This window comes from Actinoplanes sp. NPDC051343, from assembly GCF_044455125.1.
Taxonomy (GTDB): Bacteria; Actinomycetota; Actinomycetes; order Mycobacteriales; family Micromonosporaceae; genus Actinoplanes.
Genome location: NZ_JBITEL010000001.1, coordinates 181,641 through 197,962, shown reverse-complemented (window position 1 = coordinate 197,962; position 16,322 = coordinate 181,641). Strand labels below are relative to the sequence as shown.

The following is a 16,322-nucleotide window of genomic DNA, read 5'->3' as shown; positions in this document are numbered from 1 at the left end:
GTCTCGAACGGGTGACCCTCAGTGGCACGCCCCCGGCGGCAGGTGGCAGCCCGTAACCGGTGACGCGATGCAGGGCTGAGGCCGCGCGCGGTGGGCCCGCTCATCGAGTCGCTTTCCGTGGTGTGTACGGATCGTGCAAGTCCTAGCGCTACGTATATAACGACATGGACACCCAGCAACGCCGCTGGTACTAGTTAGGCGTGCTGAGGGCCCTCGAATGGATTGTGCTGGGAATCGGCAGCGCGGGCGCCATCGTCTACGGCGTCCGTCGTCACCGGCCCGCCCGGACCGGACCCTGGCTGCTGCTCGCCGGCGCCATCGTGGCGAGCGCCGCCGGCGACGTGCTGACCGCGTTGAACCGGCCCGGCGTAGCCGATTTCTGCTTCTACGCCATGATCGTGCTGGTCGCCGGCAGTCTGCTGCAGCTGACCCGCGTCGGTGCGATTCTCGTCGACCGGGCACGGCTCATCGACCTGCTCGCGTTCGCGTGCTCGACGCTGCTGGTGGTCTCGGTGTTCGTCGTCGGCGACGCGGGCCGGATCGGGAACGTCTCCGGGGCGTACGTCATCGGAGCCCTGCTGCTCCTGGCGGTTGTCGCCCGCCTGCTGGTCGCCGTGGGCCGGAACCTCTCGGCTGTGCTGCTCGTCGCCGGTGCGGTGGGTGTCCTGGTCAGTGACATCGTGCAGCCGCTGTGGCCGGGCCGGCTGAGCGAGTCCGGCTTCGTGGTGCTCTACCTGGCGTGGGGCGCCGCCGCGCTGCACCCGTCGATGGTCAGGCTCACCGAGCCCGCGACGCCGCGTCCCAGCCCGTGGCTCGGGCGCTGGGCGGCGCTGCTGGGCATCTCCGTCGCCACCCCGCCGGTCGTTCTGCTGATCGAGGCGGTGCACGGCACGGTCGGCGACGGCGTGGTGATCGCCGTGGCCGGTGCGATCACCCTTCTCCTGACCATCACCCGGCTGACCGACTCGGTGACCCTGAACGGCCAGGCGTTGACGCGTGAGCGCGGCCTGCGGGAGGCGAGCGCCGCGCTGGTCGCCGCCGCCGACACACCGGCCGTGGACGGGGCCGTCCGGGCCGCGATCGCCCAGCTCATGCCGCCGGACGCCATCCGCAGCACCGTTTTCGCCATCGACGACCGCCAGCTCACGCTCGAAGCCGTGCCCGAACCCGAGGGCGGCCCACCACCCCGCAGCTGGTGGGTCGAGGAGGCGGACCATGACTACGCCACACTGGTCTGTCCGCTCTGGCTGGAACCGCTCGCCGTGGCCCGGCCCGGCGGCGGAGCTCTGATCCTGGTGGGTCGCCGGGACACTCTCACCGCCACTCGCGACACCCTCGAGGTGCTGGCCGGTCAGGCGGCGCTCGCGCTGGATCGCATCTCGCTGGTGGAGGCGGTCGGCCGCCGGGACAGTGATCTCTATCTGCGCGCGGTGGTCCGGAACAGCGCGGACATCATGGTGGTGATCGACGAGGACCAGCGCATCCGATACGCCAGTCCTTCGCTGCGCGAGCTGCTCGGCGCCGACCTTCCGCCGCTGGCCGCACTCGACGATCTGGTGCATCCGGACGACCGCAATCAGCTGCGTCAGGCCTTCCGCAGCTCCGGCGACGGTGTGGTGTTCTGCTCGCTGTTACGGGCCGACGGCAGCCGGGTGCTGGTCGAAGCCACGTACCGCGACCTTCGCGACGACCGCTTGGTCCAAGGTTTTGTGGTGACGATGCGGGATTTCACCCAGGGCCGTGAGTCGGCCGAGCAGCTGCCCCGACGCGACAACCTGGACGAGTTACCGGCCCGGGTGAACCGGCGCAGCGCCCGGCACAAGTTCCGCTACTAGCGCCGACCATCACCGGGAACGCGGCGAGGCGGGTCGTCAGCTCGCCGCCACGATCCTCCAGCGCTGGTTGGTGCTGGTGGAATCGCTGTACTGGCCGACGCTTGCCCCGTTCGTCGTGCGTCCCATGCCGTCGAGGTAGAGGCCGGTGGCCCGGTTGCGCAGCCGTACGTTGTTCCCGTCGGTGACCACGGTCCACTGCTGGTTGGCGGATGTCCCGCCGGTGTACTGGCCGGCGGCGCTGCCGTTGGCGGTCCGGCCCATGCCGTCGAAGTACAGCCCGCTACCCACGTTCCTGATCCGCTCGTAGGTGCCCGAGTTCTCGATCACCCACTGCTGGTTGACGCCGGTGCCGGCGGACGACTGGCCGATGTCGGATCCGGCCGTGGTGCGTCCCATGCCGTCGGCGTACTGGCCGCTGGCGGCGTTGACGATACGGACCGTGGTGCTGCCGCCGGTACCGATTCCCCACGAGTACTGCAGCCGGTTGAGCCCGGAGGGATTGGTCAGCGTGAGGTTGAGGTTCGACCCGCTGCCGGTGCGCCGGGTCAGGCTGTACCAGTCACCGTCGCGCAGACCGGGCCAGTAGACCCCGCCGACGCCGAGTTCGCGCAGCTCGCTGCTGACGCCGCGGATGTAGTCGGCGAAGAACGAGCCGCTCGGGATGTTGTAGTCGATCGTGTCGTAGGAGACGCCGTTCTTGCTGCCCGGGCCCATCGGGCCGCCCCACTCGGTGGCCACGGTGCGGGCGGCGTACGCGCCGATGGAGCTCGCGATGTGGTTCGCCCACGAGGTCTCGTCCTCGAACCCGGCGAAGAACGAGTAGTCGTGGACGGCGAGCAGGGTGTCGTTCAGCCGATTGTCCTGGCCGACGGCGGGAACGTTCTGGGCGAGCCCGGCGCCGTCGAGGATGACCCGGCCGCGCGGCACGTTGGAGTGGCGCGTGAGCCAGGCGCTGTACAGGTTGTTCAGGTCGGTCGTGGAGTATCCGTACGGTTCGTTGATGACCTCGAAGTAGACGTTGGTGTTGCCGGCGTACCTGGCGACGACGGTGTCCCACATCTGGTCGTAGGCGGCGACGTTGCCGGGCCGCCCGTTGGCGTAGGCCCAGTAGGCCAGAATCACCTTGCCCTTGGTGAGCGCCTGGTCGATCGCGCCGGTGTAGGTGTTCCAGTAGGTGGCGACGGTCGGTTCGTTGATCGGCATGCGCACCGTGTTGGCGCCGGTGATCGAGTAGAGCTGCCCGACCACCCGGTCGGCGACGGTGGCCGCCGAGGTGTACGTGTCGGTCGAGCCGAGGCCCGACACGTACAGCACCCCGTTGACGAAGTTGTCCCGCTGGTCGGCCCAGTTCACCCCGTGGAACTGCCGGGTGTCGGCGTGTGCCGCCTCCTGGATCACGACGGTCCCGGCCACGGCGAGCGCGGCGGTCAGCAGGGCCCGGCCGACGCGGCCGGCACGTGACACGTGCATGTCCCACTTCCTTTCGATCGGGTCCGCCAGCGGAACGCATCCTCAAGTTAACGTTCACAATTCTATCTGTAAAGTGACGCCCGTCGATGTCGCTCGGCCGAGGGCTGCCCGCAGCGGACCGTTCGCCGCGACGGGTCAGGAACGGATCAGGGTTCTGCAGCACCCCGCTGCCGCCGAAGATGTTGACGCCGAGCAGGCCGGATGCGTACGTGCCGTCGGGTTCGCCTACGGTGCTGCGGTTTTCGCTTTCGCCCGGCTGGAGACGGCGTACGACCGGCCGACCGGAAGCCGGCCGGCCGTAACCGGGTTTCGCGTGGTCAGTGGGCGATGACCGGCTCGGCGTCCGGGTCGGCCGCGAGCGGGCCGCTGCGGAAGACGAGCGCACCGACGATCGCGCAGAGGACGAAGAAGCCGGCCGAGCACCAGAACACCATGTGGTAGCTGTGCACGGAGGCCAGGGCGACCGTCTGCGCGTTCGGGACCTTGCCGTGCAGGTAGCTTGTCGCGGCGCTGGCCGCGAAGGAGCTGAGCAGTGCGGTGCCGATCGAACCGCCGATCTGCTGGGCCGTGTTGAGGGTGGCCGAGGCGACGCCGGCGTCGTGGTGCTCGACTCCCGACGTGGCCGCGTTCTGGACCGGCGCGAAGATCAGGCCCATGCCGAAGCCGATGATGATCAGGGCGGGGAGCACGTCGGCGGCGTACGTGGAATGCAGGCCGAGGCGGGTCATGTAGACCATGCCGGCGGCGCCGATCAGCGCACCCGCGGTGACCATCGGGCGGGCGCCGAAGCGGGGGGTGAGCCGGGCGCCGAGCGTGGTGGCGCAGAGGATCACGGTGGCCAGCATCGGCAGGAACGCCAGGCCGGACTGGACCGGCGAGAAACCGAGAATGCCGGTCACGTAGTAGGTCAGGAAGAGGAACAGCCCGAACATGCCGATACCGGCGATCGCCATCGACGCGTATGCGCCGCCACGGTTGCGGTCGAGCACCACGCGCAGCGGCAGCAGCGGATGCGCCACCCGGCGTTCGATCGCGGCGAAGACGGCCAGGATGATCACGCCGGCGATGACGAAGCCGTACGTCCGGGGGCTGTGCCAGCCGTCCGCCTCGGCGTTGCCGAGGCCGTAGACCAGGGAGACCAGGCCGAGAACGGCGGTGACGACGCCCGGCCAGTCGAGCCGGTTGCGATTGGCCACGCGCTCGTCGCTGAGCTTGAGGAGGCCGCCGACGACACCGGCTACGGCGAAGATCAGGTTGATGTAGAGGCACCAGCGCCACGAGGCGTACTCGGTCAGCACGCCGCCGAGCAGAAGGCCGACGGCGCCCCCGGCGCCCGAGATGGCGCCGAAGATCGCGAACGCCTTTCCGCGCTCGGCCGGTTCGGTGAACGTGATGGACAGCAGCGACAGCGCGGCCGGGGCGAGTACGGCACCGAACGCGCCCTGCAGCACGCGGGCGGCGATCAGCATCTCGATGCCGTTGGCGGCGCCGCCGAGCGCGGAGGCCAGCGCGAAGCCGACCAGGCCGATCAGGAACATCTTCTTGCGGCCGATGAGGTCGGAGAGCCGGCCGCCGAGCAGGAGCAGGCTGCCGAACGCGAGCGCGTAGCCGGTGACGACCCACTGCCGGCCGGAGTCGGAGAAGCCGAGGTCACGCTGGGCGGTCGGGAGCGCGATGTTCACCACGGTCGCGTCCAGCACAACCATCAGCTGGGCCAGGGCGAGCACCACCAGCGCCCACCAGCGGCCGTTGTCCTTCTCCGCGGCCGCCGGCGCGACCGGGGAGAGCTGCTGTTCTGCGGTCGTCGTCATGAGTCCCTCGTTTGGTGGAAACAGTTTCGAAACATAAGTGGAGGTGGTCCCTCCGGATCCAACCTTCCTCGCCAAGTGGCGATTCCGGCTCCGCCTGTTGGGGAGATCACAGAAGTTGAGGTACCTTCTCCACTTAATGACTGACGGTGGGGTGAACGTGAACGACGAGCGACCGCTACGCCGCGACGCGCAGCTCAACCGCGAACGCATCATCGCGGCCGCGCGCGAGGTGTTCGCCGCGCGAGGCCTGACCGCCTCGCTCGACGACGTCGCCCATCACGCCGGCGTCGGCGTCGGCACCGTGTACCGCCGTTTCCCGACCAAGGAAGCGCTGCTCGAGGTGGCCCTGGACGAGCGGCTCGAGGAACACGTACGCGCGGCCGAAGCCGCGCTGGCCGCACCGACCGGCTGGGACGGTCTCGTCGAATTCCTGCGACGGGCGGCCGAGATGCAGGCGGCCGACCGCGGCCTGCGCGACCTCGTCCTCGGGGCCGACTTCCACGCCCGGCACAAGGCTCGGGCCCGCGACCGCATCGAGCCGCCCGTCCGCCGGCTCGTCGAGCGCGCCCACCACGAAGGCTCGCTGCGGCCCGACGTCACCGCCGAAGACCTGGCCCTGCTGCTGATGATGGTCAGCGAAGTCGCCCACCACGGCCACACCGTCCGGCCCGACGCGTACGCCCGCTACCTTCAACTCCTTATCGACGGGCTGCGCCGCTCACCGGACGCCGGGGATCTCGGGCCGCCGCTGACCCGCGACGAAGTCGAAGCGCTGTCCCGCCATTGGATGCCGAAGTCCCAGCCGCGCCGGCCCTGACCCGCGCATCCTTCGCCCGGACGGCCGGCAGAAGCGCGAAACAGCGTCGGCCCCAGGCCGGCGTGCAGGGGACCTTCCTCTGCTACACCCGGAATTGGGAAGCGAGTTGTTGCAGCTCGGTGGACATCCGGGCCACCTCGGCGGTGGCGACCTGGGATTGGCCGACGCCTTCGGTTGTGGTTTCCGAGGCGGAGGCGACGCCGACGATGTTGCGGGCGATGTCGGTGGCGCCGGTCGCCGCCTCGGCGATGTTGCGTCCGATCTCCTGCGTGGTGGCGGTCTGCTGCTCGACGGCCGCGGCGATCGTGGTCTGGAACTGATCGATCCGGGCGATGACCTGCGAGATATCCGTGATCGCGGTAACCGCGCTGCCGATGTCGTTCTGAATCGCGACGATCCGCTGCCCGATCTCCTCGGTGGCCTTCGCGGTCTCCTGGGCCAGGTCCTTGACCTCACTGGCGACGACCGCGAAGCCCTTGCCGGCTTCGCCGGCGCGGGCGGCCTCGATGGTGGCGTTCAACGCGAGCAGGTTCGTCTGCTCAGCGATCGAGGTGATCACCTTGATAACGTTGCCGACCTCCTCCGATGAGCGCCCCAACGTCGTCATCGTCGCGCTGGCAGTGTGCGCGTTCTGCACGGCCTGACCCGCCACCTGCGCCGCGTCGGTCGCATTGCGGGCGATCTCGCTGATCGACGCCGTCATCTCCTCCGAGCTCGCGGCCACGGTCTGCACATTGGCGGAAACCTCCTCCGCCGCGGCGGACACCACGCCCGCCTGATCGGACGCCTGGTTCGCTGCCTCACCGATCTGCCTGCTGGTGGCCGACAATTCCTCGGCACTCGAGGCCAGGGCGTGTGCGGTGGACGCGAATGCCTCGACGACCTCACGGGTCCGCGCGTTGGCCCGGTCCAGCGCCTGCGCCATCCGGCCCGGTTCGTCCCGGCTGGTCACCGCCGCGACCTGGGTCAGATCCCCGTCGGCCACTCGATCCAGCACCCCGGAGACAATCCGCATTGGCCGGACCACGAGCCTGGTGACGTACGAGGCCATCGTCAGCCCGAGCACGAGAGCGGCCAGCAGAATGGCCACGACCGCGGTACGGGCTGAAGTGAACGTGCTGTGAGCGGTGCCCACGATCGCGTCGGCCTCGGCCTGCTCGGCCTGCGACGCGGTATCGAGTTCGGCGAAGGCTTTGACAGTCAACGGGGCGGTCTGACCGTTGAGGATTGCGGCGGCCTTGGTGTTGTTGTTGGCCTCCGCGGCGGGCAGCAGCCCGTTGTCACGTTTGTTGCGGAACTGTTGCCAGAGGGCCGAGAACCGCTCGAAGGCCGCCGGGTCGGCCGTGTGGCCCTGGTACCACGTCGCAGCCGCGTCCAGGGCCTTGTCGGTCGCCTGGATCTTCTCCTCGACCTTCTTTGTCGAGACAGCGTCCGGTGCGATGACCGCGTCGCGCGCCTGGATCCGCGACTGCTGCGCCAGATCCCGCAACTTCGCGAGGCCGACCGCCGCCCGCAGGCTGTCCGTAGCGACCAGTTGGCCGCTGCTGTACACCTTGGCCAGATCGACGATCGCGACAACACCGACGGCGATCGCACCGACCGCCATCACCACGACGATCGCACCGATCTTCACACTCGTCCGAGCATCGGCCACTACCCGCAGAATCCCCCGGCCGGCGGCCGCCTGTTGCTTCGCCATACTGTCCCCGTCTCATCCCGAACGGCGCCACCAGTGCGTTTATCAGGACATCCCAGCAGTCACGCCGGGCAACCCATCCGAAGACTGCACCCGAAATACAACCCAACCGCACTCGACCGAGCCGCCGGGCTGAGGTCCGGCGGGATGGGAACCGTGCGGCGGCGTACGTCTTCTACCGCTCCTGTTCGGCTCGCCGGCGCCGATATCCCGCGGCCCTGGTCTGATAGTTCTGATGTTCCTGCGCGTGGTCCGGAGGAAGGTGCGGCGTGTCCGGGGAAGTCGTGGCGAAGAACCGCGTGAGGGCGGTGTTCGAACTCGTTGCGAGTTCGCCGGAGCGCGCGAACATGGCCGTCTCGTAGCGCGCAACCGCGTCGTCGAGGCTGCTCTCCTTCTTGATGGCGTGCGCGAGTTCCGCGCCGTCGAGCAACGCGAGATTCGTGCCGTGGCCACCGAAAGGCGCCATCAGGTGGGCCGCGTCGCCGATCAGGGTGACGCCGGGGACGTGGTCCCAGGTCAGCGGAGCGGGCAGCGCCCAGAAGCTGCGCGGCACGTAGTCGCCGTCGTTGTCGGTGATCAGCGGGCGCATGACCGGGGCCCATTCGCTGAATTCCCGCAGCAGATAGGACCGTACGGACTTGCGGTCGGTGACGTCCACGCCGGCCGCGACATGCCAGTCGAGTTCGGCGCGGAAGGCCACGTAGCCGCGAACCACCCCGTTGCTGTTGCGCTGGGCGATCACCGCATGGCCGGCGCCGTCGGTGGAGAACATGTGGCCCTGGCCCACGATCGCGGCGACTTCCGGGTGCCGGGCGTCCACGTCATCGAATCGGGCGTCGAGGAACTGCACGCCGAGGTACTGCGGCACCGTGTCGGTGAGCAGCCGGCGAACCGACGACCGTGCGCCGTCGGCGCCGATGACGAGGTCGGCTTCCGCGGTGGCGCCGTTGGCGAACTCCAGCCGGTGCCGCCCGCCTGCGAGCGGAGCGAAGTGGTGGAGCCGGTGTCCCCACTGGACGGTCGCGGGTATCAGATGCTCGTAAAGCATGGTCCGCAGTTGGCCACGGTCGATCTCGGGGGCGGACTCGTCGTTCTCGCCGGGGGTGAACGCGGCCAGCACGGTGCCGTGGTGGTCCCGGCGGGTCTTGGCCTGGCCCTCGACCCGGGCCAGCGCCCGGAAGGCGTCCATCAGCCCGGCGTCCTCCAGAGCGATCTGGCCGGCGTCGGCGTGCAGGTCGAGGGTCCCGCCGGGGTCGCGGGAGTGCACGGTGGCGTCGGCGTCGTACACCACCGGCCGGAGTCCGTGCCCCTGCAGGACACGGGCGCACATCAGGCCGGCGGGGCCACCGCCGATGATGGCGATGCGAGGCGTAGTCGTCACGGGGCCGATCCTTTCCACACGTGATGCGGCGACGGGTGCGGCCCGGGTCGTCCGCTCCTCCACCATAAGCAGATCAGTTCTAGAAAGCGAACCGTTCTACATTCCGATCCGTTCAACACTGACGCTAAGGTGGGCTTGTGACCGAGACCGGACGCCGCGAGCGCAAGAAGGCAGCCACCCGCCGAGCCTTGGCCGACGCCGCACTGGAACTGTTCCTTCAGCGCGGCTACGACGCGGTCGGGGTGCGGGAGATCGCCGACGTGGCCGACGTGTCGGTGGCCACCCTGTTCAAGCACTTCCCGGACGGCAAGGAAGCACTGGTCTTCGACCAGGACGCCGACCGCGAGACCGCGCTCGTCACCGCCGTCCGCGAGCGCCCCGCCGGACAATCCGTCCCCCAGGCGCTGCGCCGGCTGCTGAGCGAGGAACGGTCCCGGCAAGTGCGCACCGACCCGCGCTTCGCTGACTTCCGTCGCCTGATCGACACCACTCCGGCACTACGCGAGCACTTTCGCCACATGTGGTTGCGCCATGAGAACGCTCTGGCCGCGGCGATCGCCGCGGACGCCGGACTGCCCGAGGACGACATCGGCTGCCAGGCACTGGCCCATTTCGCCCTCGAAGCCGTCAGCCTCGTCCGCGAGCGGGATGATGCCGAGTCGGCATTCGACCGCATCTTCGCCCTGCTCGACATCGGATGGAGGGGCACCACCGCCGACGCGCGGACGGCTCACTCGGGGAAGGACAGCCGGGGCCGGTCCATCTGAGTGCGTATGTCGTGCAGCCGGAGCGCCACCTGCAGTTGCAGGGCCCGGTCCGGGGCGCGCCAACCCTTTCCGAGAACGCTGTCGACCCGGTCGAGTCTTTTCAGCAGGGTGTTGGTGTGCACGTGGAGCGCGGTGGCGGTCCGGGTGACGTTGCCGGCGTTGCCGAAATAGGCCGACAGGGTGGCCACCAGTTGCGTCGACCGTCGCGTGTCGTGGGCCAGGAGCGGTTCCAGTGCATTGTCGAGGAACCGGTGGAGGTCTTTGGCGCGCTCGGTGTCGAACAACAGCGCGAACATGGCGTACGGCTCGGTCGTGGAACCCTGATCGTGCACGCCCAGGATGTGCATGAGGTCGCAGCATTTTCCGGCGATGTCGAACGCCGGTCCCCAGTTGTGGCCGGTGACCGTCTCGGCGACGACTCGCACCGGTGATCCGAGTTCTCGGCGCAGGTGGCCGTGCACCGTCTCGGCGAGCCGAGCGGGATCCGAGGTTGCGGCGAGCAGTGCGGCGCGGCCGAGGTGTTCGCCGGCGAGCCCCTTCCACTCCGGGGACAGCGCGTAGAGCAGCCGGCTGACTTCCGGGACGGTCCTCGTCTCGGACTTCGCGACGATGATGACGTTCAGCGCGGTCAGGTCGATGCCGCGCGCGTGGGCCCGGGCGCGCTGGGCCGGCGTCAACGGTGGCGCGGAGACGAGCAGTTCGGTCAACAGTTCGCCGCTGACCCGTTCCTCGGCTTCGGCGACGGCGGTCTCCTTCAGGATGAGCAGGCCCATGATCTGGGCCGCACGCTCCAGGGTGCGTATGTCGACGGGGCTCGGCTCGTGGTCGCGGGTGAGCAGGAGCGCGCCGAGAGGGGTGTCGCCGGCTTGAATGGCGGCCGCGCTGTGCCAGAGGCCGGCCTTGTCAGTCGTTGTCGCCCACCGCCCGGACTGGCGGGCCTGCACCACCGCGTCCGGTGACGGCCGCTGGGCGGTGTGCGCGTTCTCCGGGTCGAGGGCGCACCGGGCGGTGACGGCGCCGGCCCGGTCGAACACCGTGACCGCGCCTTGCAGATGCTCGACCAGCAGCCGGGCGATCTCGTCGGCGCCGCCTCCGGTCAGCACCACGCGGGTGAGGGATTCGTGCACGGCCTGAGCCCGTTCCATCATCGCGACCTGGCGTTCGATGGTGCGATACGCGGTCTGCAGCTGTTTGAGCGCGGCCTGACTCTGGTCGTACAGCCGGGCGTTGTTCAAGGCGATGGCAGCGTGGTCGGCGAAGGCGCTGAAAAGCGCGACCTCGTCGGGTTCGAAGGGCCGTTCGGTGCGGTCGGCGGCGAACAGCACGCCGATGACTTTCGCGCCCACCAGCAGGGGCACGCCGAGCAGCGCGACCATGCCTTCCGGGATGACCAGGCCGTCGAACGTCCGGTCGTGCGGAACGTCGCCGGCCTCGAGATAGTTGCTGACCCAGGCCGGGGCGCCGGTGGCGATGACGCGGCCGCCGACGCCGGTTCCGGACGGCACCCGGGCCTGGTTGAACGTCGACGAGATGGTGCCCTCGGACGCCTTCAGCATCAGTTCGCCGTTCCCGCCGAGCAGCGACAGGTACGTGAAATCGGTGCCCATCAGTTCGTGGGCCTCGCGAACGATCGAGTCCAGGACCGCGTCGAGTTCCCCGAGGGCGGTCAGCGACCGGGCGGTCGCGTACAACGAGCTGAGTTCGCGCTCCCGGCGGATCCGATAGGACGCGAGGTCGGGGCTTGACGTTCGGACTTCGGGGGTGTCGCCCATCGTTCGACCCCTCCCTCGGGGTGTGTGGCCTGTCCACCAGAGTGGCCCAAACAGTGGGGTGATCTTCTCTCACTGGCGGGTTCCAGCGCACCTAAAGTTCGCCGCAGTGGGCGTGTGACAGGCCTCACAGATGGGGCGCGAATCGGGAGTCGTTCATGATCCAGTCATATTTGGTACATCCGCTCCGCTTATCGGGGCGCCGTGTCTCGGCGAGCCGCCGCTTGCCGTCCGCGATGAAACTCGCCGGTGCGCTCGCCGGTGTCCTGCTCCTGACCGCCGCCTGCGGAGGGGGCTCGTCCGGCGGCACCACCACCTCGGGCAGCGCGGGGCTCAAGGGCAAGACCATCGACTTCGTCGGCTACGGCAAGGACAACCCCTGGGGCGCCTATTTCAACGGCGTGTTCGTCCCCAAGCTCACGTCCCAGGGCGTGAAGGTCGTCGACCTGACGACGATGGACCCCGGCACCGCGGTGACCAATTTCAACCAGGCCATCTCCAACAAGCCCGACCTGATCGTGGCCGCCCTTCTCGACACGTCGTCGATGGTGGTGCCGGTCAAGAAGGCCAAGCAGGCCGGCATTCCGGTGCTCATCTTCGACGGACGCCCCGACCCCTCGGTCGACGGAGATGTCATGCAGGTCCTCTCCGACAGCGAGGCGCTCGGCACGGCGGCGGCGCAGAACCTGGTCGAGGGCCTGAAGGCGCAGGGCAAGAACTCGGGCAGCCTCATCGCGATCACCGGCACCAAGTCCGGCTTCGCGGCCCAGGACCGCATGAAGGGCTTCGACGCCGAGCTGGCGAAGACGCCGGAGTACAAGGTCGTGGACATCCAGGACGGCAACTGGGACCCCACGCTGTCCAGCAAGATCGCCACGCAGCTGTTCGCCAAGTACGGCTGCTCGGGCATTCAGGGCGCCTACGGCATGGCCGACTACCAGGCGCTTCCCATCGTCGCCGCGGCCAAGCAGGCCGGCTGCCCGGTGGGTGGCAAGAACGGTCTCATCGTCACGGGCAGCAACTGTTTCAAGGTCGGCATCGACGCCATCAAGGCCGGCACGCTCTACGGCACCGCGACCGAGGATCCGGGCACGATCGCCGAGCAGACCGCCGACTACGTGACCCGGTACTTCAACAAGCAGAACCCGCCGGCGAAGGAACTCGTCAAGGAGGAGCGGGTGACGGCCAAGAACGTCGCCCAGTACGCGGAACAGTGCAGTAAGGCATGAGCTCGCCGTTGTCGTCCGCGCGCGCCGGCGAGGAGCTGATCCGCGTGGACGACCTCACCAAGAGCTTCGGCCGGACCCAGGCCGTGCGCGGTGCGTCCTTCGGCATCGCCGCAGGCGAGATCCACGCCTTGTGCGGCCACAACGGCGCCGGTAAGAGCACGGTCGTCAAGATGCTGTCCGGACAGGAGTCGCCGGACGGCGGTGCGATCCGGATCGGCGGCGCGGTGCTCGATCCGCGCAGCCGGCAGGTGGCGCAGCGCAGCGGAATCGCCTTGGTCGACCAGGAACTGAGCGTCGTCGCCTCGCTCACGGTCGCGGAGAACCTCATGCTGGGCGACCTCAAGGCGCGTTGGCTCAACCGGCGACGCGCCTCCGGCCCCCGGTTGCGCACGCTGCTCGACAACGTCGGGCTGCAACGTGTGCGTCTCGACCAGCCGCTGTCCGAGCTGAGCATCGGCGAGCGTCAGCTCGTCGAGATCGCGCGTGCGCTCGGCCAGGACGCCCGGCTGGTCATCCTCGACGAACCGACGGCCACGCTCAGCGACGTCGAGAGCGAGTACGTCTATGCGGCGGTCCGCAACGTGGCGGCCACCGGCTGCGCCATCCTTTTCGTCTCCCACCGGCTCGGCGAAGTGCTCGACCTCTGCGACCGGGTCACCGTGATGCGCGACGGCGCCGTGGTGGCGACCACCGCCGTCGCCGACCTGACGATCGAGTCCCTCATTGTCCAGATGCTCGGCGAGGCGCCGCAGCGCCTCCGCAAACACACCGGCAGCGAGGTCGAGGATTCCGCTGACGTGGTGACCGTCAGCGGGTTGTCGGTTCCCGGGCGGGTCGACGACTTCAGCATCGCGCTCAAGCCGGGTCACGTGTACGCCCTGGCCGGTCAGCTCGGGTCCGGAGCCTCCGACGTGCTGCGCGCGACCGCGGGCCTCGTTCCCGCGGCGGCCGGCGACATCAAGGTCGACGGAGTCGCGGTCCGTCCCGGTCACCCGGTCGCCGCGATCCGGGCCGGCATCGCGTTCGTCTCCAACGACCGCAAGTCCGAAGGCTTGTTCCTCGACAAACCGATCAGCTGGAACCTGCTCGCCACCCGCCTGCCGGGAGTGACCCGGTGGGGCGTGCTCAACCGGCAACGATGGTCGGCGGCCCTGACCCATCTCGTCGCTCTGTGCGGTCTCGACGGCAAGCGGGCCGGCGACAGCGTCCGCTCCCTGAGCGGCGGCAACCAGCAGAAGGTCTTCGTCGGACGCGGTCTCGGCCGGCCCGACGTCCGGGTGCTGCTGCTCGACGATCCCACCCGCGGCGTCGACGTCGGCGGCCGGGCGGCGATCCATGTGCTGCTGCGCGACGCCGCCGACAAGGGCATGGCCGTGCTGTTCAGCTCGACCGAGCTCGAGGAGTTGCTGGACCTCGCCGACGTGGTGGTCACCATGCACAAGGGCGTGGTGGTGCGGCGTCACGACGGTGACGTGGCCGGCGCCGTCCTGCTCCGGGAGATGACGCACGGCGCGGCCGACGGTGGAACCCCGGCCGCGACACCGACGAAGGAACGACTGTGAACGTCATGTCTGCCCCGCCGCGCCCCGATGCGCCGATCCGACGGCGAGGCCGGCCGCGATCGCGGGCCGACCTCGTCATCAACGTGGTGGTGGTCCTCGCCGTGCTGGCGGCGGTCGTCCTGGGCCTGACGACCCATCGTTTCGTGACGGTCGCCAACGCCAAGGCCATTCTCACGTCGGCCAGCCTCGTCGGCATCGCGGCGCTCGGGCTGACCCTGATCACCATCGGCGGATCCGCGGTCTCGCTGGCCATCTCGCCGAGCGTCGCGGCGGTCGGGATGATCTTCTTGTCGGCACAGTCGCTCGGCCTCGTTCCGGCCATGGTCCTCGCCGTGGTCTGCGGAACCCTGATCACGGGCGTGCAGGGCGCGGTCGTCGGCTACGCCGCGGCAAACCCCGTGGTCCTCACCATCGCGGCCAGCTTCGCCATCACGGGCATCGCCACCGGCATCGGCGGCGGCTCGACGGTCTCGCCCACCGGACGCGGGTACGACCACCTGAACGCGACGCCCGGCGGCGTGGCCCTCAGCGTCTACGTCCTGATCGGGCTGGCTCTGATCGTGGAATGGACGCTGCGGCGGACGGCCTTCGGGAGATCCCTGTACCTCATCGGCGAGAACCGCCGGGCCGCCCGGGCCGCCGGCCTGCGGGTCGGGTGGACTACCGCCGTGGCCTGGCTCGGGGCGGGCGCGTTGTTCGCGGTCACGGCCGCCTTCACCGCCGCCTTCAACACGTCGGCGAACGTGAACCTCGGCGGCACGCTCACCTTCGATGCGATCGCGGCGGTTCTGGCCGGCGGCACACCCATCGCCGGCGGTCGCGGCTCCGCGGTGCGCACCCTCGCCGGCGCGGTGCTGATCGCCGCCGCGTCCGACATTCTGCTGCTGCGCGGCTATTCCACCGGAGTCCAGATCATGGTCAAGGGAGTCATCGTCCTGGTCGTGGTCGTCATCGTCCACCTGCGCACCAGGGGGAGCCACGCATGAAACCTCCATCCTTACGGCGGCCCGAGGTGTCGCTGCCCATGGCGGCGCTCGCCATCACGATCGTCGCGTTCGCGTTGATCCCGGCGTACACGGACTCGGCCCTCGCCCCGTTCGACGTCTACAACACGCTCCAGATCTTCGCGCGACTCGGACTCCTCACCCTGGCCCTGGGTCTGACGATGATCGCCGGCGAGTTCGATCTGTCGGTGGTCGGAACGTACGCGGTCGGCGGGATGCTGACCGTTCAGGCCGGCCAGCAGCACTGGGCGTGGGGCCTGCTGGCCGCGATCGGCGCCGGGGCGGCCATCGGCCTGCTGCAGGGTGGCCTGATCGCCAGACTCAAGATCCCGTCGATGCCGGTGACTCTGGCGACCTACATTGCGCTGCTGGGGCTCACCAGCGCGATGTCCGGCGGGCTCACCAAGACCTATGCCAACGCGGCGGTGACACTCTGGGTCGACCAGCCCGTCCTCACGTACTTCTCGCCTCGAAGCCTGATCACGCTGGGCCTCTTCATCGTCGCGGCGCTCGTCCTGTCGCTGAGCCGCTGGGGCCGCGAACTCCGCGCCATCGGCGGCGACCGGCGGGCCAGTCGCGTCGCCGGGGTCCGGGTCGACCGCCTGATCGTGGGCACCTTCGCGGCCTCCGGCGTGCTTTCCGCGCTCGGTGGGTCGCTGCTGAGTTTCAGCCTCGGATCGGCGAACCCCGATCCGGGCGTCCAGCCGCTGATCGTCGCGGCCGCCGCGGCCCTGCTGGGCGGCGTCTCGCTGGCCGGCGGCCGGGGCCACGCGCTGGGCCTGCTCGGCGGGATCCTGGCGGTCGCGCTGCTCGCCGAGATCGTGACGGTCGCCGCTCTACCGCAGTACGTATCGCAACTGTTCTTCGCGGGCCTGCTCGGGATCATCGTCGTCATCGACGCCCCCGATCTGCACAGCGCGCTCGTCCGGCAACGGACACGCCTGCGGCCCTCCCGCCCTCGTCCCCTGATCTGAGAGAGCG

At 69.5% G+C, this 16,322-nt stretch carries 12 protein-coding genes; 7 read left to right on the top strand and 5 right to left on the bottom strand.

The window, feature by feature from the left end:
* The first annotated feature begins 200 nt into the window (after positions 1-200).
* Complete coding sequence (locus ACIA5C_RS00825) at positions 201-1,835, top strand: PAS domain S-box protein (protein ID WP_396049845.1); 1,635 nt, start codon at positions 201-203, stop codon at positions 1,833-1,835.
* A 36-nt stretch (positions 1,836-1,871) separates the two neighbouring features.
* Here ACIA5C_RS00825 and ACIA5C_RS00820 read toward each other — a convergent pair whose 3' ends face one another.
* Together ACIA5C_RS00820 and ACIA5C_RS00815 are read right to left on the bottom strand one after the other, a co-directional pair.
* Positions 1,872-3,305 carry an RICIN domain-containing protein gene (locus tag ACIA5C_RS00820; protein ID WP_396049844.1) on the bottom strand — a complete coding sequence of 478 codons (1,434 nt, stop codon included), beginning with the start codon at positions 3,303-3,305 and terminating at the stop codon, positions 1,872-1,874.
* A 317-nt stretch (positions 3,306-3,622) separates the two neighbouring features.
* A complete protein-coding gene (locus ACIA5C_RS00815) occupies positions 3,623-5,116 on the bottom strand; it encodes a DHA2 family efflux MFS transporter permease subunit (RefSeq protein ID WP_396049843.1) in 1,494 nt (497 codons plus the stop codon).
* Positions 5,117-5,273: 157 nt separating this feature from the next.
* Here ACIA5C_RS00815 and ACIA5C_RS00810 point away from each other — a divergent pair, with 157 nt between their 5' ends.
* Positions 5,274-5,933 carry a TetR/AcrR family transcriptional regulator gene (locus ACIA5C_RS00810; RefSeq protein WP_396049841.1) on the top strand — a complete coding sequence of 220 codons (660 nt, stop codon included), beginning with the start codon at positions 5,274-5,276 and terminating at the stop codon, positions 5,931-5,933.
* 82 nt (positions 5,934-6,015) lie between these two features.
* On the opposite strand, the gene ACIA5C_RS00805 is transcribed toward ACIA5C_RS00810, so the two are convergent.
* Both ACIA5C_RS00805 and ACIA5C_RS00800 read right to left on the bottom strand, forming a co-directional pair.
* Positions 6,016-7,632: a methyl-accepting chemotaxis protein gene (locus ACIA5C_RS00805; protein ID WP_396049839.1), complete on the bottom strand. Its 1,617-nt coding sequence runs from the start codon at positions 7,630-7,632 to the stop codon at positions 6,016-6,018.
* Positions 7,633-7,804: 172 nt separating this feature from the next.
* Positions 7,805-9,010, bottom strand: coding sequence for an FAD-dependent oxidoreductase (locus tag ACIA5C_RS00800; protein WP_396049837.1), 1,206 nt, complete (start codon positions 9,008-9,010; stop codon positions 7,805-7,807).
* Positions 9,011-9,147: 137 nt separating this feature from the next.
* On the opposite strand from ACIA5C_RS00800, the gene ACIA5C_RS00795 reads away from it, so the two are divergent.
* On the top strand, positions 9,148-9,777 hold the full coding sequence (locus tag ACIA5C_RS00795) for a TetR/AcrR family transcriptional regulator (RefSeq protein WP_396049835.1): 630 nt from the start codon (positions 9,148-9,150) through the stop codon (positions 9,775-9,777).
* On the opposite strand, the gene ACIA5C_RS00790 is transcribed toward ACIA5C_RS00795, so the two are convergent.
* The gene (locus ACIA5C_RS00790) at positions 9,741-11,549 is read right to left on the bottom strand and encodes a helix-turn-helix domain-containing protein (RefSeq protein ID WP_396049834.1); all 1,809 of its coding nucleotides are present in this window, start codon (positions 11,547-11,549) and stop codon (positions 9,741-9,743) included. The genes ACIA5C_RS00795 and ACIA5C_RS00790 overlap by 37 nt on opposite strands.
* 233 nt (positions 11,550-11,782) lie before the next feature.
* Here ACIA5C_RS00790 and ACIA5C_RS00785 point away from each other — a divergent pair, with 233 nt between their 5' ends.
* Genes ACIA5C_RS00785 through ACIA5C_RS00770 form a run of 4 tightly spaced genes read left to right on the top strand, consistent with a single transcriptional unit; the run spans position 11,783 to position 16,315 of the window.
* The gene (locus ACIA5C_RS00785) at positions 11,783-12,775 is read left to right on the top strand and encodes a sugar ABC transporter substrate-binding protein (protein ID WP_396049832.1); all 993 of its coding nucleotides are present in this window, start codon (positions 11,783-11,785) and stop codon (positions 12,773-12,775) included.
* Positions 12,772-14,337, top strand: a complete 1,566-nt coding sequence (locus ACIA5C_RS00780; RefSeq protein WP_396049830.1) for a sugar ABC transporter ATP-binding protein — start codon at positions 12,772-12,774, stop codon at positions 14,335-14,337. Before ACIA5C_RS00785 ends, ACIA5C_RS00780 begins: the two co-directional genes overlap by 4 nt.
* Positions 14,338-14,342: 5 nt before the next feature.
* Entirely contained in the window at positions 14,343-15,323 is a 981-nt protein-coding gene (locus tag ACIA5C_RS00775; protein ID WP_396049829.1) for an ABC transporter permease, read from the top strand.
* Positions 15,320-16,315 carry an ABC transporter permease gene (locus ACIA5C_RS00770; protein WP_396049828.1) on the top strand — a complete coding sequence of 332 codons (996 nt, stop codon included), beginning with the start codon at positions 15,320-15,322 and terminating at the stop codon, positions 16,313-16,315. Before ACIA5C_RS00775 ends, ACIA5C_RS00770 begins: the two co-directional genes overlap by 4 nt.
* Positions 16,316-16,322: the final 7 nt, after the last annotated feature.